This is a genomic window from Pandoraea nosoerga, from assembly GCF_902459585.1.
Taxonomy (GTDB): Bacteria; Pseudomonadota; Gammaproteobacteria; order Burkholderiales; family Burkholderiaceae; genus Pandoraea; species Pandoraea nosoerga.
This window is the reverse complement of sequence record NZ_CABPSC010000002.1, coordinates 260,716-283,508: the sequence shown is the minus strand read 5'-3', so window position 1 is coordinate 283,508 and position 22,793 is coordinate 260,716. Positions and strand designations below refer to the sequence as shown.

Sequence of the window (22,793 nt, the reverse complement as noted above, 5' to 3'; positions counted from 1 at the left end):
CATTACATCGCTTTGTAGGATGTCGCGGCGCAGGAGCGCACCGCTTCCGCCGGGCGTACCCGGGCGCCGCGCACGGAACTTGCTTCTGCTTCGGGTTACCGACACCAGGACAAGGAGCGTTCGCAACATGACGTCGACCGCCAAGCGTGCCACGCCGCCTTCGTCGCGCCGCCGTCTCGGCGCGTGGATCACGGAAAATGAAGACGCGATTGCCGAATTCCGTGCCTCGCTCGTGCGCAAGGCACGGCAGCGCAGCGCCACCCAGCCGTTGAGCCCCGCCGTCTCCCGATTGCGGGCCTGCGTCATCGACGATCCCGTGCGCCGCATGGACCTGAGCCTCGCGATCTCGCAAGCGCGGGCCGACGGGCACCACCTCGGGTTCGACGACATCGACACGTTGATGACGACCATCGACTACGTGACGACGATCGCCCCGGCCTTCGACAAGGCGAGCCTGATCGTCTGCCCGTTCAACGCCCTGCTCGACTGGCTCATGTGCGTGCCGTCCGGTTATGCGCTCTTCCGGGACCCCGAGCTCAACCGCTGCCTGCGCGACGTGCTCACGCAATGGTGTCACTTCCTGAGCGGCCCCGATTCGCGCACGTTTCTCAACAGGCGCGCACCGGACGGGTGGCTCAGCGACGAGGCCGACGCCAAGCTGCACCTCGATCAGTTCGAGGTGCAGCGCGACTTGCCTTACGGCGGTTTCGACTCCTGGAACGCCTTCTTCACCCGCCATTTCCGGCCGGGCATGCGGCCCGTCGCGGCGCCCGACGATCCGCGCGTCATCGTCAACGCCTGCGAAAGCACGCCGTACAACGTGCAGCACCATGCGCACATGCGCGACACGTTCTGGATCAAATCGCAGCCCTACTCGCTGCTCGACATGTTCGGCGCGTCGCACAAGGCGCTCGCGGCGCCGTTTGCCGGCGGCACGGTATATCAGGCCTATCTGAGCGCCTACGACTACCACCGCTGGCATGCGCCGATCGACGGCACGGTGATCGCCGCTTACCGGTTGCCCGGTACTTACTATTCGGAAGCACCGTCCGAGGGCGAAGACCAGGCCGGGCTCAACGACTCTCAGGGGTATCTGGCGGCGACGGCGACCCGGGCGATCATCGTGATCAAGGCAGACGAGCCCGCGCTTGGCACTGTCGGCTGTCTGTTCGTCGGCATGGGCGACGTGTCGTCATGCATGCTGGGCACGGACCGGGGGCGGCACGTCAGCAAGGGCGACGAGGTGGGGCATTTTCAGTACGGGGGATCGACCTATTGCCTGGTCTTCGAAGAGGGCGTGATCGAATCGCTCGTCCCGGACGAACACTCGCTGCCCGGCGACAAGCCGTTGCAGGTGAATGCCGCCGTTGCCCGGGCGCGATAGTCGGCCGGCGCGTTGAAGATAGTCGGCGCCGCACGCCCGGCAGGCGCCGGGCATGGGCGTCGAGGCAAGTGGTGAGCGACAGGCCGTCCGGGTGCGGCCCACGCTGACGCCAGGCGCTTACAGCGCCCGCTTGACGGTGCGCGCCGCGCCCGAAATGTCCTGCCCAACCCCGTCGACCGTATTGCAGGCTGCAAGGGAAAAGAGCGAACCGACCAACACCAACAACGCAACGAAACGCGCCAACATATCGACCTCTTCGGTACAAAAATCACTTGATCAAACGTTTCCGGTGACGGAACCCCCCTCCCGGAAATCGACTTTTGCCGGCGGTGCGGCATTTCCCCGTGCCGCGCCGCCGAGGCAGCCCGACATTGTGCGACAAATCGCGCCCGACTGGCGACGAATTTGGCCGCCGGCGACCCGCTGTCGCGCCGGCCCGACATCGCCGCTAACTTCGCCGCTGATTTGCCGCTGATTTGCCGCTGAGTTCGCCGGCAAAGTTCGCTGGATGTGCCCGGCAAGCGCCGGGCTCAGCGCATCGGGACGCGTGCGATCGAACTTTACCGCAATTCCCACGGCCGGCAGCCATGGCAGCGGGGGGAGCCATGGCTACGATGGCACTGGTGGGCGCCCCGTCAGGATGCGCCAATCCGCCGACACGGCTGTCTGCGTCATGACCCTCACGGCCCGGCCAGGGAGCGCCAGCGCCCGAGCCCCACCAGATTGCTGCTCGCGAACGCGATCCGAATACGATCCGAATGCGATCCGGAACGCCCGGCTCGCACCGGATGATGCCCTGCGCGTGCGCGCTCTCGGGCCGGCAGACGAGCGCCGGACGGATTCAGTCGTTGCGTTGCGGACGCTGCACGTCGCGGAAGATGTATTTCAGTGCGTCAGGCAGCGTGCTCGACCACACCGGCCATTCATGCTTGCCGTCGACGATGCGCAATTCGGCGGGCTGCTTGTTGGCGCGCAACAGCTCGTACAACCGCGTGGCCTCGGCTTCGATGTTGAAGTCGTCGTCGTCGCCGGAGTTGATGTACATCGGTACCTTGATGCCTTTTTTCAGAAACGCGTCGAAGAATGCCGGATAGTTGTTCTCCTGCCAGACGCGCGCGCTGTAGGCGCCGTCGGTGTTCGGCTCGGCGAAGACCTTCACGAAGCGGGCCGACGAGTCCTTCGGCGGTTCCGGGTTGTAGATGGCGGGACTGAGCAGCGCCGCGGCCTTGAACTTCTCCGGATACTTCATCACATAGCGCAGCGCGCCGTAGCCGCCCATGGACAAGCCGCCGATCACGCGAGCGTCGCGCGTCTTGATTGCCCGGTACGTCTTTTCGACATGCGGGATGAGTTCGCCAAAGAACGCGCTCTCCATGCGCTCCTTCAGGTCGACGTACCAGTTGGTGTTGGCGTCCGGCATGATGACGATGGCCGGCGGGATGTCGCCGTGCGCAATGAGCTCGTCCATCGTCGATTGCATGCGGCCCTTGACGACCCAGTCGTTGCGTACCCCGTCGTTACCGTGGAGCAGATACAGCACCGGATACGTGGTCTTGCCTGCGGCATCGTAGCCCGTCGGCAGATACACGTTGTAGGTGAGCGGGCGCGACAGATCCTTGCTGTACACCTCGCTCGACCGCACTTCGCTGGCGTGCGCCCACTGGCTGCCCACGCCCATCGCACCCATTGCGCCCATCGCCACCATCGCACCTGCGACGAGATGGCGTTGCCATTTCCCCCGAGCGCGTCCCACACGTTGATGAAGCCTCTCGAACACATACCCTCCTGATGAATATCGTTGTCCTGTTGCGCCCGCACGCCGCGCCCCGCGCAATCGAGCAACAGGACGCCATGACGGGCGCCCGGAAGATTAACATCTGAAGTGAGCGGCGCACAGTGAGTTTTCGCTCGACGCATCGGGGCGCCGTACCCTGGCGCGAGCACTGATCGTCGACGCACCTGCGGCCGCGACCGATGCCACCGCCGATTCGGTCTGCCCGCCGCGCCCTGCAGTTCCTCGATTTGCGAATATCGAAAGCACAAACGCTTCGTTGCCCATCGCACGAGGCGATACGGATAATTCGGGCGAAGGGCCCGACATTGCGTGACATTGCGCGCCCCTCGTTCATCGACATCCACCGATTGCTTTCTCGATACGGTCAAGACTCATGATGCATTCAGGCCATCCGAGCCGTCGCCAATTTCTGACCCTGCTCGGCGCGTGCGCGGCCGCCGGCACCGGCGCATTCTCTCTGCCCGTGCGAGCGGCGTTCGACCCAGGCAAGTTCCGCATCGGCTATCAAAAGGCGGCCAGCACGCTGGTGCTCGCCAAGGCGAACGGCAGCCTCGAGGCCCGGCTTCGCCCGCTGGGCGTCGAAGTCACCTGGGCCGAGTTCGCCGCCGGACCGCAACTGCTGGAGGGGCTGAATGTCGGCGCGATCGATTTCGGCTACGTTGGCGAAGCCCCGCCCGTATTTGCGCAGGCGGCGGGCGCGGATTTCGTCTATAGCGCCTACGAAGTGCCGACGCCGCTGGCCGAAGGCGTCGTCGTCGCCAACACGTCGCCGGTGAGGACGGTGGCCGATCTCAAACGCCGCAAGATCGCGTTCAACAAAGGCTCGGACGTCCACTGGTTCCTCGTCGCCCTGCTGCGCAAGCATGGACTGGATTTCGGCGACATCGAGCCGGTATACCTCGCCCCTGCCGATGCGCGCGCCGCGCTCGAACGCGGCTCGGTCGACGCCTGGGCCATCTGGGATCCGTTTCTCAGCGCGGTGCTCGACCAGAGCCCCGTGCGCCTGCTCGCGAACGCCGAGGGCGCCGCGGACCATCATCAGTTCTTCCTGAGCCAGCGCACCTATGCGCAAAAGCGCGCCGACGTCATCAAGACCACGTTGGAAGTGCTGAGCCAGACCGGACAGCAAATTCGCGACGACTACGCTGGCGCCGCCGCCAGGCTCGCGCCGATTCAGGGGCTCGACGCGAAGATCATCGAGAAGGGCTTGCGCCACTACGCCCACGTCTACAAGCCGGTGTCGGACCCGGTACTGCAGGCGCAGCAGCGCATTGCCGACACCTTCTCGCAGCTCAGGCTCATTCCGCGCCCGATTCGCGTTGCCGACGCGACACTGCAAGCCGGCCGGTAGCTCACGCGCCCAGCGCCTCCTCCAGAAACGCCATCAGCGCCTGCAGGCGCGCCGTGCGCCCGCGTCGCGTGGGCACGAGCAACGTCACGGGCGCGCTGTCGAACTCCCAGTCGCCGAGCACGCGCGCGAGGCGCCCTGCCGCGACGGCTTCGCGCGTATCCCATTGCGAGCGAAGCACGATGCCCAGCCCCTGCTCCGCCCAGGCGCGCGCAACGCTGCCATCGTTGCTGGTGTAGGCCGGCACAATGCGAACGCTCTCGCGCGAGGACGTGCGGCGCGGCGTTCGCGCGGCTGCTGACGTTCGCCGCCGGAACCGCCACAGCGAGGCGTCCTCGTCGTTCTCCCGGATGCAGATGCAGCGATGCTGCAGCAAATCGCGCGGCTCGGCCGGCGCGCCATGGCGCTGAAGATACGCCGGGCTCGCGCACAACCACCGTTCATTCGGCGCGAGCGGGCGTGCAATCCATGACGAATCCCTGACGTTGCCCACATGAACGACCGCATCCGCGTCGTGCTTGTCGGGCCACGGCGTCTCGCGCAGATCCAGTTGCAGATGAAGATCCGGGTGCATCTGCGCGAAACGCGCCAGCGCCGGCGCGACGTAGTGACGCCCGTAGCCGAAGGGAGCCGCAACGCGCAGCGTCCCCGTCAGGCGCTTGCCGTCGCGGCGAAACGAGTCGGGCAACGCATCGAGCTGCGCGAGCAGCGCCGAGCCTTCGCGCGCGAGACGCTCGCCTTCGGCCGTCAGGCTCAGCTGGCGCGACGTGCGCGTCGCCAATGCCACGCCCAACGCCGCCTCGAGCTTGCGCAGGCGCGCCGACAAGGCCGGAGGCGTCACGTTGAGCATGCGCGCCGCCGCACTGAGCGACGCGCTCTGCGCCAGCGCTTCGATCAGGCGCAAGTCCTCGATCTGGATCATTCACTTGAAGTTAATGATGGATGTTGTGAGATTTAACCACGGCAAGCGGTTTGCGATCTACATTGGTCGCTATCCGGCGGCGCCCGTGCCGTTCGCGAACTTCAGTGAATTTTTTCTCCGAGGCCCTTATGTCCGACGCTGCGACACCTCACACAGACGGCTGGCCACGCGCCGTGCTGTTCGATCTGCTCACGGCACTGCTCGACTCGTGGACGCTCTGGAATCGCGCCGCGGGCAGCGAGACCGCCGGGCGCGCGTGGCGCGCCGAGTATCTGCGCAGAACCTACGGCTGCGGCGCTTACGTGAGCTACGAGCAGCTCGTGCGCGAAGCGGCCGGCCACGTCGGCCTGCCGCCGGCAGCGCTGCTCGCGCTCGAGGCGGGGTGGCGCTCGCTGCCCGCCTGGGACGGCGCGCGCGAGTTGCTCGCTGCGTTGCGCCCGCACTGCAAGCTCGCCGTCGTCACGAACTGCTCCAGGACACTGGGCCATCAGGCGGCGGCTCGGCTCGGCATCGAATGGGACGCCGTAGTGACGTCCGAAGAAGCGGGGTTCTACAAGCCCGATCCGCGCCCTTACCGCATGGCGCTCGACCGGCTGGGCGTGCCTGCCGGCGATGCGGCGTTCGTGGCCGGCTCCGGTTACGACCTGTTCGGCACGTCGGCCGTGGGCCTGCGCACGTTCTGGCACAACCGTGTCGGCCTGCCGCGGCCCGACGGGGCGCCGCCGGCCGAGCGCGAGGCCGCCACCCTCGAACCCGCGCTCGCGTGGCTTCGACATTTTCACGCTTGACGTTGAGGAGCGCACCATGACTTCCATATCCGCCGCATCGCTCGCTTCGATGCAGACGCTCGATACGCTCGATACCCTTGATACGCCCGCTGCCCTGATCGATGTGTCGCGCATGCAGCACAACATCCGCCGCATGCAGGAGCGCATGGACGCGCTGGGCGTGCGCTTGCGCCCGCACGTCAAGACCAGCAAGTGTATGGAGGTGGCGCGCGCGCAGGCGGCCGCCGGTGCGACGGGCGTCACCGTCTCGACACTCAAGGAAGCCGCCCGCTGCTTCGATGACGGCGTCACCGATATCCTGTACGCGGTCGGGATGGTCGCGAGCAAGCTGCCGGCCGCGCTTGCGCTTCGGCGGCGCGGCTGCGCTCTGAAGATCGTCACGGACAGCGTGGCGTCGGCCCAGGCGATCGTCGCGTTCGGGGCCGAATACGGCGAAACGTTCGACGTGTGGATCGAGATCGACACCGATGGCCACCGTTCCGGTATCCGTCCGGAGGAAGATGCGTTGCTCGAGGTGGCTCGCACGCTGCACGAAGGCGGCGCCAGGCTCGGCGGGGTGATGACGCATGCGGGCTCGAGCTACGAGTTCGATACGCCACAGGCGCTTGCCGCGATCGCCGAGCAAGAGCGCGCGGGTTGCGTGCGCGCGGCAGCGCGCCTGCGCGACGCCGGCCTGCCGTGTCCGGTGGTGAGCGTGGGCTCGACGCCCACGGCGCTTTCGGCCCGGCATCTCGAGGGCGTGACCGAAGTCCGCGCAGGGGTCTATGTGTTCTTCGATCTGGTCATGCATAACATCGGTGTATGCACGATCGACGAACTTGCGCTGAGTGTGCTCACGACGGTGATCGGCCATCAAACGGACAAGGGCTGGGCCATTGTCGACGCCGGCTGGATGGCCATGAGCCGGGATCGCGGCACGGGCAAGCAAAGGCGCGACTTCGGCTACGGTCAGGTCTGCGGCATCGACGGCAGCGTCATGCCCGGCTATGTCCTGAGCGGCGCCAATCAGGAGCACGGTATTCTGTCGCGCGAGGGCGAGCCCGATCGCGACATCGCCACGCGTTTTCCGATCGGTACGCTGCTGCGCATTCTGCCCAATCATGCCTGTGCGACCGGCGCTCAATTCCCCGAGTACCACGCCGTCTCTCCGACGGGCGACGTGGCCGTGTGGCCGCGGCTGCACGGCTGGTAAGCCGCCGGGATTGCGCGGACGGCGCAGCAGCCTCCGGCCCCGAGCCGTTCTTCATGCGGGCGCCGCATTTTTCCCCTGTCCGGCCGGCGATTGGCTTATCCTTCAGGCTTTCCACCCGCACACAGTGTCCGGAGAGGCCAACAAGGTGCCACGTCAAACTGCACAGCCCACTGTCGAAACGCTCACCGAACCGGGGCCCGCGCCCCGCTATCTGCAGCTCAAGCAGTTCATCTGTCATCAGATCGACAGCGGGGCGTGGCCGCCGCATCATCGTGTGCCTTCGGAGAACGAACTCGTCGAGCTTTCCGGCGTGAGCCGCATGACGGTCAATCGCGCGCTGCGCGAACTCACCGCCGAAGGCCGGCTCGTGCGCATGCAGGGTGTCGGCACGTTCGTGGCCGAGCCGAAATCGCACTCGCCGCTGCTCGCCGTCAACAACATCGCCGACGAAATCTCCGAGCACGGTCATCGCCATCGCGCGGAAGTGAAGCTGCTGCGCGAGGAACTCGCCGGTCCGGAGCGCGCCCTCGCGATGGGGCTCCAGGAACGCGAGCCCCTCTTCCACTCGGTCATCGTCCACTACCAGGACAACGTGCCTGTCCAGATCGAAGACCGCTACGTCAATCCCGGACTGGCGCCGCACTACCTCGCGCAGGACTTCACCAAGCTCACGCCGAACGCCTATCTGCAGCGCATTTCGCCGCTCACGTCGGGCGAGCACGTCGTGGAAGCCGTGACCGCAACGCCCGAGGAAGCGCACATGCTGCACATCGCGCGCACCGAGCCGTGCCTGCTGATTCGCCGCCGCACATGGACCGGCAAGCGCATCGTCTCCGTCGCGCGCCTGCTGCACCCCGGCTCGCGCCATCGACTCGAAGGCCGCTTCGGCGATAGCCCGTAAGGTCGTCCGCGCCTCGCGCGAGTCGCGCCCATTGGCCCGTCGTTCCGACTGCGTGAAAACCCTAGTTCACGATGACTTGTATATACAATACTGTACAAGTCACTCCGGCAGGCATCTGCCATGAACTCGACGAAACAGAGGAACGTTGTGAGCCAACCCACCCGATACCGCGATGCAACGATCCGCGCCCCGCGCGGCACGCAGCTCAACGCCCGCAGCTGGCTGACCGAAGCGCCGCTGCGCATGCTGATGAACAACCTCGACCCGGACGTCGCGGAGAACCCCAATGCGCTCGTCGTCTATGGCGGCATCGGACGCGCGGCGCGCGACTGGGAGTGCTACGACAAGATCGTGGAGACGCTCAAGACGCTGGGCGACGACGAAACGCTGCTGGTGCAGTCGGGCAAGCCCGTGGGCGTGTTCAAGACCCACGCCGACGCGCCGCGCGTGCTCATCGCCAACTCCAACCTCGTGCCGCACTGGGCAACGTGGGAACACTTCAACGAACTCGATGCCAAGGGGCTTGCCATGTACGGCCAGATGACGGCCGGCTCGTGGATCTACATCGGCAGCCAGGGCATCGTGCAGGGCACTTACGAAACGTTCGTGGAAGCCGGCCGGCAGCACTACGGCGGCAATCTGAAGGGACGCTGGGTGCTGACTGCCGGGCTCGGCGGCATGGGCGGCGCGCAGCCCCTGGCGGCCACGCTCGCCGGCGCCTGCTCGCTGAACATCGAATGCCAGCAGACGAGCATCGACTTTCGCCTGCGCACGCGCTACGTCGACGAGCAGGCCAAGGATCTCGACGACGCCCTCGCCCGCATTGCGCGGTATACGGCCGCCGGGCAGGCCGTCTCGGTCGCGCTGTGCGGCAATGCGGCGGAAATCCTGCCGGAGCTGGTGCGCCGCGGCGTGCGTCCGGACATGGTCACCGACCAGACCAGCGCGCACGATCCGCTCAACGGCTACCTGCCGATCGGCTGGACGTGGGAAGAGTATCGCGAGCGCGCCCGCTCGAAGCCCGCTGAGGTCGTGAAGGCCGCCAAGCAGTCGATGGCCGTGCATGTAAGGGCAATGCTGGACTTGCGCGCCATGGGCGTGCCGACCTTCGACTACGGCAACAACATCCGTCAGATGGCCAAGGAAGAAGGCGTGGAGAATGCGTTCGACTTTCCCGGTTTCGTGCCCGCCTACATCCGCCCGCTGTTCTGCCGCGGTGTGGGCCCGTTCCGGTGGGCCGCACTCTCCGGCGATCCGCAAGACATATACAAGACCGACGCAAAGGTCAAGGAATTGATTCCGGACGACGCTCACCTGCATCGCTGGCTCGACATGGCGCGCGAGCGCATCAGCTTCCAGGGCCTGCCGGCGCGCATCTGCTGGGTCGGGCTGGGCCTGCGCGCCAGGCTGGGACTGGCGTTCAACGAAATGGTACGCTCGGGAGAGCTCTCGGCGCCGGTCGTGATCGGCCGCGACCATCTCGACTCCGGTTCGGTCGCGAGCCCCAACCGCGAAACGGAAGCCATGCGCGACGGCTCGGACGCCGTCTCCGACTGGCCGCTGCTCAACGCCCTGCTGAACACGGCCAGCGGCGCGACGTGGGTCTCGCTGCACCACGGTGGGGGCGTCGGCATGGGCTTCTCGCAGCACTCGGGCGTGGTGATCGTGTGCGACGGCACCGACGCTGCTGCCGCACGCATCGCCCGCGTGCTGAACAACGATCCGGCCACCGGGGTCATGCGTCATGCCGACGCCGGCTATGACATTGCCATCGAGTGCGCCCGCGAGCACGGCCTGAACCTGCCCATGCTGGGCACCGCGAAGTCGTCGCCAAAGTAATCGCCGAGGTCATCGCCGAGGTCATCGCCAAAGTCATCGCCAAAGTCATCGCCAAAGTCATCGCCAAAGCCATCGCATTACCTGCGAAACACCGAATATGTCGAATCAAGGAAATCCATCCATGTCCCAACTCTTTGTGACGCCCGGCGCACTGACGCTCGCCCAGTTGCGCGAGGTCTATCAGACCCCGATCACCGTCACGCTCGATCCCGCCGCTTGCGCCGCCATCGACAAGAGCGTGGCGTGCGTCGAGGCTATCGTGGCAGAGGGCCGCACCGCTTACGGCATCAACACCGGCTTCGGCCTGCTCGCGCAAACGCGCATTGCCCACGAGGATCTGGAGAATCTGCAGCGCTCGCTCGTGCTCTCGCATGCGGCAGGCGTCGGCGCACCGCTCGACGACGCGATGGTGCGCCTCATCATGGTGCTCAAGATCAACAGTCTGGCGCGTGGCCTGTCGGGCATTCGCCGCAAGGTGATCGACGCGCTCGTCGCGCTGGTCAATGCCGAGGTCTATCCGCGCATCCCGCTCAAGGGCTCGGTCGGCGCCTCGGGCGACCTCGCGCCGCTCGCCCATATGTCGCTGCTGCTGCTCGGCGAGGGCCAGGCGCGCTATCGCGGCCAATGGATGAGCGCGCGCGAGGCGCTCGCCGTCGCCGGCCTCGAGCCGCTCACGCTCGCCGCCAAGGAAGGTCTGGCGCTGCTAAACGGCACGCAGGTGTCTACGGCCTACGCGTTGCGAGGCCTGTTCGAAGCCGAAGACCTGTACGCGGCGGCCAGCGTGTGCGGCGCACTGACGGTCGAAGCGATGCTCGGCTCGCGCGCGCCGTTCGATGCACGTATTCACGCCGCGCGCGGCCAGCGCGGCCAGATCGACGCGGCGGCCGTGTACCGCCATCTGCTCGGCGAGACGAGCGAGGTCGGCCAGTCGCATGCGAACTGCGAGAAGGTGCAAGACCCGTATTCGCTGCGCTGCCAGCCGCAGGTGATGGGTGCGTGCCTCACGCAGATCCGTCAGGCCGCCGAGGTGCTGGCGATCGAGGCGAATGCCGTGTCGGACAACCCGCTCGTGTTCTGGGAACAGGGCGACGTGATCTCCGGCGGCAACTTCCATGCGGAGCCGGTTGCCATGGCGGCCGACAACCTCGCCCTGGCGCTCGCGGAAATCGGCGCGCTCAGCGAGCGCCGCATTTCGCTCATGATGGACAAGCACATGTCCCAGTTGCCGGCGTTTCTCGTGGCCAACGGCGGCGTGAACTCCGGTTTCATGATCGCGCAGGTGACGGCCGCTGCCCTGGCCTCCGAGAACAAGGCCTTGGCACATCCGGCGAGCGTTGATAGTCTCCCGACCTCGGCCAACCAGGAAGACCACGTGTCGATGGCGCCCAATGCCGGCAAACGGCTTTGGGAGATGGCCGATAACGTCGAAGGCATCCTCGCGATCGAATGGCTCGGCGCCTGCCAGGGCCTGGACTTCCGTGAGGGCGTCAAGACGACGCCAGTGCTCGAGCGCGCCCGCACGCTGCTGCGCCAGTCCGTTCCGTTCTACGATAAGGATCGCTATTTCGCCCCGGACATCGAGGGCGCCAGTGCCCTGATCGCGCAACGCCGGTTGAGCGAGCTGGTGCCGTCCGGCATGCTGCCGAGCGTCTGATTCGCCATTGATGTCACGCCCCGCCGGGGCGTAACGAACAGCGATTCGTGCCCCGGCGTATACGCGTGCCGGGTTGGCCGCACAACCCGATTTCCTTCGCCGCCCGCTCTCGCGGGCCGGTGCATCACGCCTTCAGGAGACAGCTTGAAAAACCTGCAACGCAATCTGAGCGCGCGGCACATCCGCTTTCTGGCGCTCGGCTCGGCCATCGGCACGGGCCTGTTCTACGGTTCGGCCTCGGCCATCCAGCTCGCCGGCCCGGCCGTCATCCTCGCCTACGTGCTGGGCGGCGCGGCGGTGTACATGGTCATGCGCGCGCTCGGCGAAATGGTCGTGCGGCAGCCCGTGTCCGGCTCGTTCGGCCGTTATGCCCGCGACAATCTCGGCCCGCTTGCCGGCTTCCTCACCGGCTGGACCTACATCCTCGAGATGGTGATCGTGTGTCTGGCCGACGTCACGGCATTCGGCATCTACATGGGCTTCTGGTTTCCCGACGTGCCGCAGTGGATCTGGGTGCTCGGCATCGTGATGCTCATCTGCGGGCTGAACCTGTGCAACGTGAAGGTGTACGGCGAAATGGAATTCTGGCTGGCGCTGGTGAAGATCCTGGCCATCGTGGCCATGATCGCCGGCGGCGCGGTGATCCTCTTCACCGGCGCGCAGCTGCATGGCGAACACGCGCCGGCGGCGAGCAATCTGTGGGTGCATGGCGGCTTCCTGCCCAACGGCTGGGGCGGTCTGGTGGCCTCGCTCGCGGTGGTGATGTTCGCTTATGGCGGCATCGAGATCATCGGCATCACGGGAGGCGAAGCCAGGAACCCCGAGACGGTGATCCCGCGCGCCATCAACGCCGTGCCGGCCCGCATTCTGCTCTTCTACGTGCTCACGATGGTGGTGCTCATGGCGATCTTTCCGTGGACCGGCATCGGCAGCCAGGGCAGCCCGTTCGTGCAGATCTTCTCGGGCCTGGGCATCAAGTCGGCCGCCGCGATCCTGAACCTGATCGTGATTTCGGCCGCCATCTCCGCCATCAACAGCAACATCTTCGGGGCGGGACGCATGATGTTCGGCATGGCCGAACACGGTCAGGCGCCGGCGGCCTTTACCGCCACGTCGCGCCATGGCGTGCCCTGGGTGACGGTGCTCGTGATGACGGCTGCCCTGCTCGTCGGCGTGGTGCTCAACTACCTGATTCCCGAAGGCGTATTTCTCATCATTGCATCGATCGCCACGTTCGCGACGGTATGGGTGTGGCTCATGATCCTGCTCTCGCAGGTCGCCATGCGCCGCCGTCTCTCGGCCGCGGAGGTTGCCGCGCTCAGGTTCAAGGTGCCGCTGTGGCCGGTCGGCCCGGCGCTGGCGATCGCATTCATGCTGTTCGTGATCGGCGTGCTCGGCTATAGGGAGGACACGCGCATCGCGCTGTATGTCGGCGCCGGCTGGATCGTGCTGATGTCGGCGGCATATCACTTCGGGGTCAAGCCCAGGCAGGCGCAGGCACTGCGCGGCCAGATGAGTCTGAAATGAGCGCGCCATGAAACGAATCTACTGGAAGCACTGCCACGTCGCGACCATGCGCGACGGCCGGTATCACGCCATCGAGGACGCCGTCATCGTCACGCACGGCAAGCGAATCGAATGGGTTGGCCCGCGCAACGAGCGGCCCGCGAGCGGGGCGCACGAATGCATCGACCTGCAGGGCGCGTGGGTTACCCCCGGCCTGATCGACTGCCACACGCACCTGGTATTCGGCGGCAACCGCAGCCTCGAGTTCGAGCAGCGGCTGCAGGGCGTGAGCTATGCCGAAATCTCAGCGGCCGGCGGCGGCATCAAGCACACGGTGCGCCACACGCGCGACGCCACCGAAGACGCCCTGTTCGAGTCGGCGCGCAAGCGTCTGCTGGCGCTCATGCGCGACGGCGTCACCACCGTGGAGATCAAGTCGGGCTATGGCCTCGACCTCAATAGCGAACGCAAGATGCTGCGCGTGGCGCGTCGCCTCGGCGAAGCGCTGCCGGTCACCGTCAAGACGACGTGCCTCGCCGCGCACACGGTGCCGTCGGAGTTTGCGGGCAAAGCGGACGAATACGTGAACTACGTCTGCGCCGAGATCCTGCCCACGCTGGCCGAGGAGCGCCTCGTCGACGCCGTCGACGCTTTCTGTGAAACGATCGCGTTCTCGCCGGCACAGGTCATGCGGGTGCTGCTGCGCGCCCAGAAGCTCAAGCTTCCCGTGAAGCTCCATGCCGAGCAATTGTCGCCGCTCGGCGGTTCGAGTCTGGCCGCGGAGCTGGGCGCGCTCTCGGCGGATCATCTCGAGTACATGACGCCGGAGGACGCGGCCGCCATGGCGCGCGCCGGCACGGTGGCGGTATTGTTGCCGGGCGCCTTTCACATGCTTCAGGAAACACGCCGGCCGCCGGTCGACCTGCTGCGCCGTCACGGCGTGGACATTGCCGTGGCGTCCGATCTGAATCCCGGCACCTCGCCCGCACTGTCGCTGCGGCTCATGCTCAACATGGCCTGCACGTTGTTCGGCCTCACGCCGGAAGAAGCGCTCGCGGGGGTCACACGCAACGCCGCCAAGGCGCTCGGCATGCTCGACACGCACGGCACGCTCGAAGCAGGCAAGACGGCGGACTTCGTGGCGTGGGAGATCGAGCGTCCCGCCGAGCTGGCTTACTGGCTGGGCGGCGATCTGCCCTCGCGAACGGTGCGCCATGGCCAGTGGCGCGAGCTCGCCGGCGCGTAACCCGCTTCGCCCAAAGGAGACGCCGTCATGGCAAAGCAACTCAAGCCCGTCCCGGCCGACGCCACCGTCTGGCGCGGACGCACGGACGCGGGCGAGCGCGGCGACACCCGTCGTCTTTTCAACATCGTGCGCGAAATCGATCCGCGCATCGAGGCCGCGCCCGGCGGCGCGCCGGTCATCATCGGCTTCGCCTGCGATGCCGGCGTCAAGCGCAACCAGGGGCGCGCGGGCGCCGCCGAAGGGCCGCTTGCCATCCGTCGCGCGTTGGCGAATCTGCCGGCGCACGACATGATTCGCGTGTTCGACGCGGGCGACGTCTCGTGCGAAGGCGACGCGCTCGAAATCGCACAGGCGGCACTCGCAGCACGGGTGCACCGGCAGCTCGACGCCGGTGCGCAGCCGATCGTGCTCGGCGGCGGACACGAGGTCGCCTGGGGCACCTGGCAGGGGTTGCGTGCGCATCTCGACGCCGCGGGCGACCGCTCGCGCGTGCTGATCCTCAACCTCGATGCGCACTTCGATCTGCGCACGGCGCGGCCCGGCACGTCGGGCACTCCGTTCGATCAGATCGCCGAGGCCTGTGCGGCGGCGGGGCTTCCGTTCGACTATGCCTGCCTGGGCGTCAGCCGGCTGAGCAACACGGCATCGCTGTTCGAGCGCGCCCGCGAACTGAACGTGACGTATGTGGAAGACGTGGACATGCAGGAGCGCGACCTCGCCGCACGTCTGGCCGACGTCGACGCGATGATCGCCGGCGTCTCCCACGTTTATCTGACGATCGATCTCGACGTGCTGCCCGCCCCCGTCATGCCAGGCGTTTCCGCGCCGGCGGCATACGGCGTGCCGATGCCGGTCATCGAGGCCATCGTGACGCACGTGCGCCGCTCGGGCAAGCTGCGTGTCGCGGATCTCGCGGAGTATAACCCGCAGTTCGATGCTCAAGCCGCAGGCGCGCGCGTGGCCGCCCGACTCGCCTATCGGCTGCTCTGAGTGTGGGCGGTTTGCAACTTTTCCATATTTCCATTAAATTAGAAATATGGAAATCGACGCAATGATATCGTCACGAGCATCGCAGGGCGGACACCGCGCGATCGCGGAGTCCCGTCCGTGAGCGCCGCGCGCGAAACGTCCGCCGCTCCCGCCGCTCCCCTCGTTCCAGCCGGCACGATGGGAGCCTTCGAGCGCTACCTGAGTCTCTGGGTGGCATTGTGCATTGGCGCGGGCGTGGTGCTGGGGCAGCGGTTGCCTGGCACGTTTCACGCCATCGCCGGCATGGAAGTCGCCCACGTCAATCTGCCCGTCGGGTTGCTGATCTGGGTGATGATCATCCCCATGCTGGTCAAGATCGACTTCCGCGCAATGGGCCAGGTGGCCGGCCACTGGCGGGGCATCGGCGTCACACTGTTCGTCAACTGGCTCGTCAAGCCATTTTCGATGGCGCTGCTCGGGTGGATCTTCGTGCGACATCTGTTCGCGGCGTGGCTGCCCGGGGACCAACTCGACAGCTATATCGCCGGACTCATCCTGCTCGCGGCGGCGCCATGTACGGCGATGGTTTTCGTCTGGTCGCAGCTCTGCAAAGGCGATCCTTACTTCACGCTATCGCAAGTCGCGCTCAACGATGCCATCATGGTCGTGGCATTCGCGCCAGTCGTCGGCCTGCTGCTCGGCTTGTCGTCCATCACGGTGCCGTGGGACACGCTGATCGCCTCGGTCGGTCTCTACATCGTGGCGCCCGTAATGATTGCGCAAGCGCTGCGAAAGATGCTGCTCGCGCGCGGGGAAGCGATCTATCAACGTGTCGTGGGCGGCCTGGGCCGCTGCTCGATCTGGGCGCTGCTCGCCACGCTCGTCCTGCTCTTCGGTTTTCAGGGCAATGCCATCGTCGGCGAGCCGCTGGTCATTGTGCTGCTCGCCGTCCCGATTCTTATCCAGGTGTTGCTCAACGCGGCGCTGGCTTACCTGCTCAATTGCAAGCTTGGTGTCGCGCACTGCGTTGCCGGCCCTTCCGCGCTGATCGGGGCAAGCAACTTTTTCGAACTGGCGGTCGCCACCGCCATCAGCCTGTTCGGCTTGCAGTCCGGCGCGGCGCTGGCGACGGTCGTCGGGGTATTGATCGAGGTCCCCGTCATGCTGCTGGTGGTCGGCATCGTCAACCGGTCGCAGCGCTGGTACGAAACGCGATAGCGGAATCGCAACCTTCCGGGAAACCCTCATGTCCGTCACGATCTATCACAACCCGGCGTGCGGCACGTCACGCAACACGCTCGCCATGATTCGCAACGCGGGCATCGAGCCCGTGATCATCGAGTACCTGGCCACACCGCCGGATCGTCGGACGCTGCAGACATTGATTCGCCAGGCCGGGCTTTCGGTGCGCCATGCCCTGCGCAGAGGTGGCACGCCCTACACCGAACTCGGCCTCGAGGATCCTTCGCTGAGCGACGACCAATTGCTCGACGCCATGCTCTCGCATCCCATCCTCATCAATCGCCCGTTCGTCGTCACCGCACGCGGTGTGCGGCTATGCCGCCCCTCGGAAGTCGTGCTCGACATCCTGCCGGGCGCTCAACGCGCTGCGTTCGCCAAGGAAGACGGCGAAATGGTCGTCGATGCCGACGGGCAGCGCGTGCCCCCCTGCCCGCCTCTCGGACAGTGACCGGACTCGATTCGGAAAGCAGTTCCCGTCCGCCGGTCTCATCGTCCATTGTCCCTGCGACACCTTCGTTCCGCCCGGCGCCCGAGCCGGCGCCGGTCTTTTCGCGCGGCTGTCCCGGCTGCAGTTCTCAACCCCTAATACAAAGTATTAGTTTTTCTTAATTCTGTTCCGTTTTTTGCACCCGTCTCCCTACAATTCACAGAAATTCTTATATCGATACAACGCAACGCCGCCAAGGAGCGATTTTCCCTGCGCCGCGCGTTGCCGGGACCGGAGACAGGTCGATGAAAAAACGCGCAGACCTCGATGTCAGATCCTTGCGGATCTTCGAGGCCGTGGCGTCCGCCGGTAGCCTGTCAGGCGCCGCTCAGACGCTGGGCGTCACGCAGTCAGCCATTTCTCAAGCCATCGCCCAGATCGAGCAGACGGTCGGCACGCGCGTGCTCGATCGCACCCGGCGTCCGCTCAAGCTCACGCCCGCCGGCCTCGCCCTCTCACGGCACGCACGGCAGATCGTCGACGACATGGACCGGCTCATCGCTCAGGTGCAGGACGCCGACGTCGCCAGCCGCGCCGCCGTGCGCGTCGGCATGATCGACTCGTTCGCGGCCACTGTCGGCCCGTCGATCGTGCGACAGATGTCGGGCAGCACCAGCGAACTCCTGCTCTGGTCCGGACTCGCCAACGGACACGCGCAAGCCCTGCTCGCCCGCCAACTCGACCTGATCGTGACCAGCGACCCCATGCACGACATGGAACGCCTCGTGCGCCGGCCAATCTTCACGGAACCGTTCATCGTCGTGGTGCCCAAAGCCCGCGAGGCGGATCTCGCACAGGCCGACCTGAGCGAGCTGATTCGCACGCTGCCGCTCATCCGCTTCTCGGGACGGTCGCACTTCGGCGCCGTGATCGAGCGTCATTTGCGCCGCACAGGCCATTCACCGCGCATGCACCTCGAGATCGACACCTCGGACGTGGTGATGTCGATGGTCGCCGCCGACCTCGGGTTCACGATCGCCACGCCGCTTTGCCTGCTGCAAGGGCGTGCCTCGCTCCCTCAGGTGGCCGCGCTGCCGCTGCCCGGCCCCGCCCTCTCGCGCACGATCTATCAGGTCTCGCGCGAAGGCGAAGTCTCGGAGATGGCGTCGCAGTGTTTTCTCGCCGGCCGGCTCGCGCTGGCACAGGAAGCGTTCCCCGAACTGCGCCGCCTCATGCCGTGGCTCGGTGAGCGGCTCGCACTGTGCTAGGTCCGCGCCATCGCCATTCCCGAACCCGTTCGGCCATCGTCACCCGGTAGCCGAACCCCCGCCCCGGGCGCGGGGCCGGATGAACGCCATCTGAAGCGCGCCCCATGTTCAACGCGAATAACACAGTCAACCAGGAGACACGCATGAACCTTTCACGACGCCAGTTCCTCCACGCCAGCGCCGCCATGTCGGCTGCCGCCACCGTCGGCGGCCTCTCGCTGCCCGGCGTTGCCCGCGCCGCCGACACGACTACCGTTCAATACGGCGGCTCGGCATGGCTGGGCCACTATCCGGCCTATCTCGCCATGAAGTCGGGGGCCTTCGCGGCCGCCGGCATCGATCAGCAGTGGCAGTCGTTCGGCACGTCCTCGGCGCGCATGAGCGCGGTGCTCTCGGGCGGCATCGACATCGCCTGCACGGGCATCGTGTCCGCGCTCGCATTGATGGCGCGAGGCTCCAAGCACTTTTCGATCGTGGCCGTGCCGGAGAGCTTCGGTCGCGTGGAGGGGCTGTTCGTGCGTGAAGGCGTCAATTCGCTGCAGGACCTCAAGGGCAAGAAGCTGGGCGTGACGTTCGCCTCGAGCGCACACCTGCTCGTGCTCGATCTGCTGGGCAGCGCCGGTCTGTCAAACGACGTGACGGTGCTCAACGTGCCCGCCCCGGAACTGCCGGGCGCCATTCAGTCGGGGCAGATCGACGCGGCCGCGGCCTGGACGCCGCAGTTCAACCGCATCCGCGCCATGTCGGGCATGAAATTGCTCGCGGACGACACACAGTTCTCGCTCTACAAGAAGTACAACGTGACGCCGGGTCCGGACGTGCTCATCGTGCGCAACGCCTGGGCCGAGAAGAACGCCGACGCGGTGCGCAAGTACCTGAAGGTGTATTTCGACGCCTGCCAGACGCTGCGCGACAAACCGGATGAAGCCGCCCGCACGCTCATCTCGCTCACGGGCGTTTCCGCACTCGATCAGATCGAGACGATCAAGGGCGCGGAGTGGTACAGCCTCGCGCAGCAGGGGCAGTTGCTCAAGTCGCCGGGCAGCTATGTCGACGGCCTGCAGCGCCTCGCGGAAATGCTGGTGACATACAAGCAGATCGACAAGGCGCCAGCCGTGCGCCAGTGGATCAACACGTCGTATCTGTAAGCCCCCGCGCTATCGCCCGTGCGCCGGCGCCCGCGTGCCGGTGCAGGTTTGAGGAGTCTGATCGTGAATCATCGCCAACCGTCTCGCGCCACGTTGCTCGGCGTGGGGTTCGCTTCCGTCGTCGTCTTCCTGCTCGCGTGGGAAGCGGCCTGCCGCTCGGGGCTCGTCGACCCGCTGTTCCTGCCGCCCCCGTCCGCGGTGGGGGAGCGCATCGTCGCCATGCTGGCCGACGGCTCGCTGCTCGCCAACGTGCTCGCCTCCACCCGGCGCGTGATGACGGGCTTCATCGCCGCCACGGTCGTGGCGATCCCGCTCGGCATCGTGCTCGGCACGTCGAGCTACGCGCGCGCCGCGTTCGATCCCATTCTGTCGTTCCTGCGCCCGCTCCCCTCGATGAGCTGGATTCCGCTCTCGCTATTGTGGTTCGGCATCTCGGAGACGCAGAAGTACAGCATCGTGTTCATGGGCACGTTCGCGCCGGCGCTGGTCTACGTGATCGAGGCGACGCGCAGCGTGGATCCATTGCTCATCCGGGCCGCCAGGAATCTCGGCGCGAGCCGCTCGCAGGTCATGCGTGAAGTGATTCTGCCGGCGAGCCTGCCGCAGATCCTGTCGGGCCTGAAGATCATTCTCGGCCTGTCGTGGACGTGCGTGATTTCGGCAGAGCTGGTCGCCGCGCGCGAAGGTCTGGGCTTTCTCATCATGAACGGCAAGGAGTTCTTCCAGACCGAGGTTGTGGTGCTGGGCATGGTGATGATCAGCGTCACCGTACTGGTGACGGATATTGTGTTTCGCGCCATCGAGCGCAAGGTGTTGGGGTGGCAGGCATGAACGATCGCATCGATTCGCACACGGACGTGCGACCCGGCGCGCAAGGCGCTGGCGCAGGCGAGACGCAAACGATGATCGCCATTGACGGCGTTTCGAAGCGCTTCGGCGAGTTCCAGGCACTCGAGCGCGTTGACATGGACATCGCGCGCGGCGAATTCGTGGTGCTGCTCGGCGCCTCGGGCTGCGGCAAGTCGACGCTGCTCAATCTCATCACCGGTTTCGACGAACCGACCACGGGCCGCATCCGCGTGAATGGCCGCGAGGTCAAGGGCATCGACCCGCACTGCGGCATGGTCTTCCAGCAGTACGCACTGTTCCCGTGGCTCACCGTACTCGATAACGTGGCCTTCGGCCTGAAGATGAAGGGCGTGGACAAGCCCACGCGCTACGCCTGCGCACGCCGCTACATCGAGATGGTGGGCCTGAAGGGCTTCGAGGACCGCTATCCGAAAGCGCTCTCGGGCGGCATGCGCCAGCGCGTGTCGATCGCGCGCGTACTGGCCAACGATCCCGACGTGATCCTGCTCGACGAACCATTCGCCGCGCTCGACGCGATGACGCGCCAGGTATTGCAGGAGGAGTTGCTGCAGATCTATCAGAAGAGCGGCAAGACCATTGTCTTCATCACGCACTCGATCGACGAGGCGCTGATGCTCTCCACGCGCATGGTCATCATGAGTGCGCGCCCGGGGCGCGTGGCATGCGACCTGCACAACGATCTGCCGATGCCGCGCGACGCCCAGGTCCAGCTCTCGCCCCGCTACAACGAACTCAAGTCACAAATCTGGAACACCGTGCAAACCGAAGTGATGCGCAGTCTCGAGAGCCAGGCTGCCTGACGCTCGCCACGCCGGCGACCGAAACCGGGTCGCCGAGCCTGCCTACGCCCCGCAATTCAATGTCATGTCCAATCAAGTCACTTCTTCCCGCCCCGTGCGGGACACTTTCCCCGCGTATCAGGCGGGGGCCGGCTGGAACGCCCTGCTGCCGGCCCGCGTCCCGCACACGAAGGCGCCTTCGGTGCGCAGCTTCGACGTCATCGTCATCGGCGCCGGCTTCACCGGCCTCGCAGCCGCTCGCCGGGTGGCGGAGCTGCGCCCGGAAGCGAACGTGCTGGTCATCGACGCCACGATCGCCGGCAACGGTTCGGCAGGACGCAACTCCGGGTTTCTCATCAACCTGCCGCACAACACCGGCATGGGCGGCCACGGCAGCCCGGCGGAAGTCGCCCGCAAGCAGATCCGGCTCTATGACATCGGCCTGAAGTGGCTGCACGATCTGGTCCGAACGCATGGCATCGAGTGCGGCTGGAACCCGGTCGGCAAGTATCACGCGGCAGCCACGCGCGACGGCGAACGACGCCTGCGCGACACGCTGGCGCAGTATCGAGAGTGGGGAGTGACGTACCGCGAACTGTCGCGCGACGCGCTGCGCGAGGAAATTGGCACGGACTACTACGGCTACGGCTATCACTCCCAGAACAACGTGTTCGTGCAGCCCGCCGCGCTGGTTCGCGGACTGGCCGACAGTCTGCCCGCCAATGTCCGGTTGTGGGAGAACGAGCCGGTGATCGCGCTCGACGGCACGGGCCCGTTCACCGTCACGACGCCCAGCGCCACGCTGAGCGCCACGCAGGTGATCGTCGCCAACAACGGTTTTGCGCGCAAGCTGGGCCTCGCGCGCGACCGCGTGTTCACGATCTACACCTACGCGGCGATGACGCCGGTGCTCTGCGCCGACGAATTGGCCAAGCTCGGTCCCGCGCGCGAGTGGGGCGTGATTCCCGCGAACCGGCTCGGCACCACGCTGCGCAAGACGCTCGGCGGACGCTTCGTCGTGCGCAGCGCCTATTCCTACGAGAAGGAACGCCCGATGGCCGATGTCGAAGCGATGTTGTCGGACGCGTACCGCCGCCGCTACCCGCGCATGGCCTCGCACAGATTCGAGCACGTCTGGGGGGGCGTCACGGCCCTCACGCGCAACGGCGCGCTTTACTTCGGCGAAATCCGGCCCGGCCTGTTCGCCTCGCTCGGCTGCAATGGCGCGGGCGTGCTCAAGGGCAGCATGTTCGGCAAGCTGCTCGGCGAGATGGCGTGCGGGCAGCAGTCGCCCGAACTCGCGGATGCGCTCGGCTTCGAACGTCCGACGTGGCTTCCCCCCGAACCGATCCGGCGTCTGGCCATCGTCTCCGCGATCCAGTATCAGAAGCATCGCGCCGGGCTGGAGCGGTAAGCTGCCGTCGACGAACGACATGGGGAGATGAGGCCGACGGCCGCCGCTCCCCGCTCGCCACCAGGTGCTCACCACGACATGGGAAAGCGCGGAAGCGCCCA

General features: G+C 66.4%; 19 protein-coding genes. 17 read left to right on the top strand and 2 right to left on the bottom strand.

Translation table 11 applies throughout. The annotated features are described in order from the left end of the window. The first annotated feature begins 127 nt into the window (after positions 1 to 127). A complete protein-coding gene (locus tag PNO31109_RS04210; protein ID WP_150554385.1) occupies positions 128 to 1,384 on the top strand; it encodes a phosphatidylserine decarboxylase family protein in 1,257 nt (418 codons plus the stop codon). Between the two features lie 841 nt (positions 1,385 to 2,225). On the opposite strand, the gene PNO31109_RS04205 is transcribed toward PNO31109_RS04210, so the two are convergent. After that, complete coding sequence (locus tag PNO31109_RS04205) at positions 2,226 to 3,089, bottom strand: alpha/beta hydrolase (RefSeq protein WP_150554531.1); 864 nt, start codon at positions 3,087 to 3,089, stop codon at positions 2,226 to 2,228. Positions 3,090 to 3,552: 463 nt separating this feature from the next. Between PNO31109_RS04205 and PNO31109_RS04200 the strand changes: the two genes are divergently transcribed. Then, on the top strand, positions 3,553 to 4,530 hold the full coding sequence (locus PNO31109_RS04200; RefSeq protein WP_150554384.1) for an aliphatic sulfonate ABC transporter substrate-binding protein: 978 nt from the start codon (positions 3,553 to 3,555) through the stop codon (positions 4,528 to 4,530). Position 4,531: 1 nt separating this feature from the next. Here PNO31109_RS04200 and PNO31109_RS04195 read toward each other — a convergent pair whose 3' ends face one another. Then, positions 4,532 to 5,449 carry a LysR substrate-binding domain-containing protein gene (locus tag PNO31109_RS04195; RefSeq protein WP_150554383.1) on the bottom strand — a complete coding sequence of 306 codons (918 nt, stop codon included), beginning with the start codon at positions 5,447 to 5,449 and terminating at the stop codon, positions 4,532 to 4,534. A gap of 128 nt (positions 5,450 to 5,577) precedes the next feature. On the opposite strand from PNO31109_RS04195, the gene PNO31109_RS04190 reads away from it, so the two are divergent. The 15 genes from PNO31109_RS04190 to PNO31109_RS04115 all read left to right on the top strand — a co-directional run bounded on the left by PNO31109_RS04190 (position 5,578) and on the right by PNO31109_RS04115 (position 22,692). After that, positions 5,578 to 6,237, top strand: a complete 660-nt coding sequence (locus PNO31109_RS04190) for an HAD family hydrolase (RefSeq protein WP_150554382.1) — start codon at positions 5,578 to 5,580, stop codon at positions 6,235 to 6,237. A gap of 16 nt (positions 6,238 to 6,253) precedes the next feature. Further along, positions 6,254 to 7,429 (top strand): DSD1 family PLP-dependent enzyme, encoded by a 1,176-nt coding sequence (locus PNO31109_RS04185; protein WP_370749757.1) that lies wholly within the window; start codon positions 6,254 to 6,256, stop codon positions 7,427 to 7,429. A gap of 145 nt (positions 7,430 to 7,574) precedes the next feature. Beyond that, complete coding sequence (gene hutC, locus PNO31109_RS04180; protein ID WP_150554381.1) at positions 7,575 to 8,330, top strand: histidine utilization transcriptional repressor HutC; 756 nt, start codon at positions 7,575 to 7,577, stop codon at positions 8,328 to 8,330. Positions 8,331 to 8,477: 147 nt separating this feature from the next. Beyond that, entirely contained in the window at positions 8,478 to 10,169 is a 1,692-nt protein-coding gene (gene hutU, locus PNO31109_RS04175) for a urocanate hydratase (protein ID WP_150554380.1), read from the top strand. Between the two features lie 97 nt (positions 10,170 to 10,266). Then, positions 10,267 to 11,823: a histidine ammonia-lyase gene (hutH, locus tag PNO31109_RS04165; protein WP_206111065.1), complete on the top strand. Its 1,557-nt coding sequence runs from the start codon at positions 10,267 to 10,269 to the stop codon at positions 11,821 to 11,823. 144 nt (positions 11,824 to 11,967) lie between these two features. After that, complete coding sequence (locus PNO31109_RS04160) at positions 11,968 to 13,350, top strand: L-histidine transporter HutT (RefSeq protein WP_150554378.1); 1,383 nt, start codon at positions 11,968 to 11,970, stop codon at positions 13,348 to 13,350. A gap of 7 nt (positions 13,351 to 13,357) precedes the next feature. Then, complete coding sequence (gene hutI / locus PNO31109_RS04155) at positions 13,358 to 14,575, top strand: imidazolonepropionase (protein ID WP_150554377.1); 1,218 nt, start codon at positions 13,358 to 13,360, stop codon at positions 14,573 to 14,575. A 27-nt stretch (positions 14,576 to 14,602) separates the two neighbouring features. Further along, a complete protein-coding gene (gene hutG / locus PNO31109_RS04150) occupies positions 14,603 to 15,565 on the top strand; it encodes a formimidoylglutamase (protein ID WP_150554376.1) in 963 nt (320 codons plus the stop codon). A 177-nt stretch (positions 15,566 to 15,742) separates the two neighbouring features. After that, the gene (arsB, locus tag PNO31109_RS04145; RefSeq protein WP_150554529.1) at positions 15,743 to 16,762 is read left to right on the top strand and encodes an ACR3 family arsenite efflux transporter; all 1,020 of its coding nucleotides are present in this window, start codon (positions 15,743 to 15,745) and stop codon (positions 16,760 to 16,762) included. A gap of 28 nt (positions 16,763 to 16,790) precedes the next feature. Further along, positions 16,791 to 17,234 (top strand): arsenate reductase (glutaredoxin), encoded by a 444-nt coding sequence (gene arsC, locus PNO31109_RS04140; protein WP_150554375.1) that lies wholly within the window; start codon positions 16,791 to 16,793, stop codon positions 17,232 to 17,234. A gap of 284 nt (positions 17,235 to 17,518) precedes the next feature. After that, positions 17,519 to 18,481, top strand: coding sequence for a LysR family transcriptional regulator (locus tag PNO31109_RS04135; RefSeq protein WP_150554374.1), 963 nt, complete (start codon positions 17,519 to 17,521; stop codon positions 18,479 to 18,481). 143 nt (positions 18,482 to 18,624) lie between these two features. Beyond that, on the top strand, positions 18,625 to 19,629 hold the full coding sequence (locus PNO31109_RS04130) for an ABC transporter substrate-binding protein (protein WP_150554373.1): 1,005 nt from the start codon (positions 18,625 to 18,627) through the stop codon (positions 19,627 to 19,629). Between the two features lie 63 nt (positions 19,630 to 19,692). Beyond that, positions 19,693 to 20,460 (top strand): ABC transporter permease, encoded by a 768-nt coding sequence (locus PNO31109_RS04125; RefSeq protein WP_174966267.1) that lies wholly within the window; start codon positions 19,693 to 19,695, stop codon positions 20,458 to 20,460. Between the two features lie 71 nt (positions 20,461 to 20,531). Continuing rightward, positions 20,532 to 21,299 (top strand): ABC transporter ATP-binding protein, encoded by a 768-nt coding sequence (locus PNO31109_RS04120; RefSeq protein WP_150554527.1) that lies wholly within the window; start codon positions 20,532 to 20,534, stop codon positions 21,297 to 21,299. 64 nt (positions 21,300 to 21,363) lie between these two features. Further along, on the top strand, positions 21,364 to 22,692 hold the full coding sequence (locus PNO31109_RS04115; RefSeq protein WP_150554372.1) for an NAD(P)/FAD-dependent oxidoreductase: 1,329 nt from the start codon (positions 21,364 to 21,366) through the stop codon (positions 22,690 to 22,692). Positions 22,693 to 22,793 lie beyond the last annotated feature (101 nt).

Coding starts and splice junctions, on each gene's coding strand:
- PNO31109_RS04210 (WP_150554385.1), top strand. CDS start 128: ATGACGTCGACCGCCAAGCGTGCCACGCCGCCTTCGTCGCGCCGCCGT.
- PNO31109_RS04120 (WP_150554527.1), top strand. CDS start 20,532: ATGATCGCCATTGACGGCGTTTCGAAGCGCTTCGGCGAGTTCCAGGCA.
- PNO31109_RS04185 (WP_370749757.1), top strand. CDS start 6,254: ATGACTTCCATATCCGCCGCATCGCTCGCTTCGATGCAGACGCTCGAT.
- PNO31109_RS04190 (WP_150554382.1), top strand. CDS start 5,578: ATGTCCGACGCTGCGACACCTCACACAGACGGCTGGCCACGCGCCGTG.
- PNO31109_RS04195 (WP_150554383.1), bottom strand. CDS start 5,449: ATGATCCAGATCGAGGACTTGCGCCTGATCGAAGCGCTGGCGCAGAGC.
- PNO31109_RS04115 (WP_150554372.1), top strand. CDS start 21,364: ATGTCCAATCAAGTCACTTCTTCCCGCCCCGTGCGGGACACTTTCCCC.
- PNO31109_RS04135 (WP_150554374.1), top strand. CDS start 17,519: ATGAAAAAACGCGCAGACCTCGATGTCAGATCCTTGCGGATCTTCGAG.
- arsB (WP_150554529.1), top strand. CDS start 15,743: ATGGGAGCCTTCGAGCGCTACCTGAGTCTCTGGGTGGCATTGTGCATT.
- hutI (WP_150554377.1), top strand. CDS start 13,358: ATGAAACGAATCTACTGGAAGCACTGCCACGTCGCGACCATGCGCGAC.
- hutG (WP_150554376.1), top strand. CDS start 14,603: ATGGCAAAGCAACTCAAGCCCGTCCCGGCCGACGCCACCGTCTGGCGC.
- PNO31109_RS04205 (WP_150554531.1), bottom strand. CDS start 3,089: ATGGTGGCGATGGGCGCAATGGGTGCGATGGGCGTGGGCAGCCAGTGG.
- PNO31109_RS04130 (WP_150554373.1), top strand. CDS start 18,625: ATGAACCTTTCACGACGCCAGTTCCTCCACGCCAGCGCCGCCATGTCG.
- PNO31109_RS04200 (WP_150554384.1), top strand. CDS start 3,553: ATGATGCATTCAGGCCATCCGAGCCGTCGCCAATTTCTGACCCTGCTC.
- hutH (WP_206111065.1), top strand. CDS start 10,267: ATGTCGAATCAAGGAAATCCATCCATGTCCCAACTCTTTGTGACGCCC.
- arsC (WP_150554375.1), top strand. CDS start 16,791: ATGTCCGTCACGATCTATCACAACCCGGCGTGCGGCACGTCACGCAAC.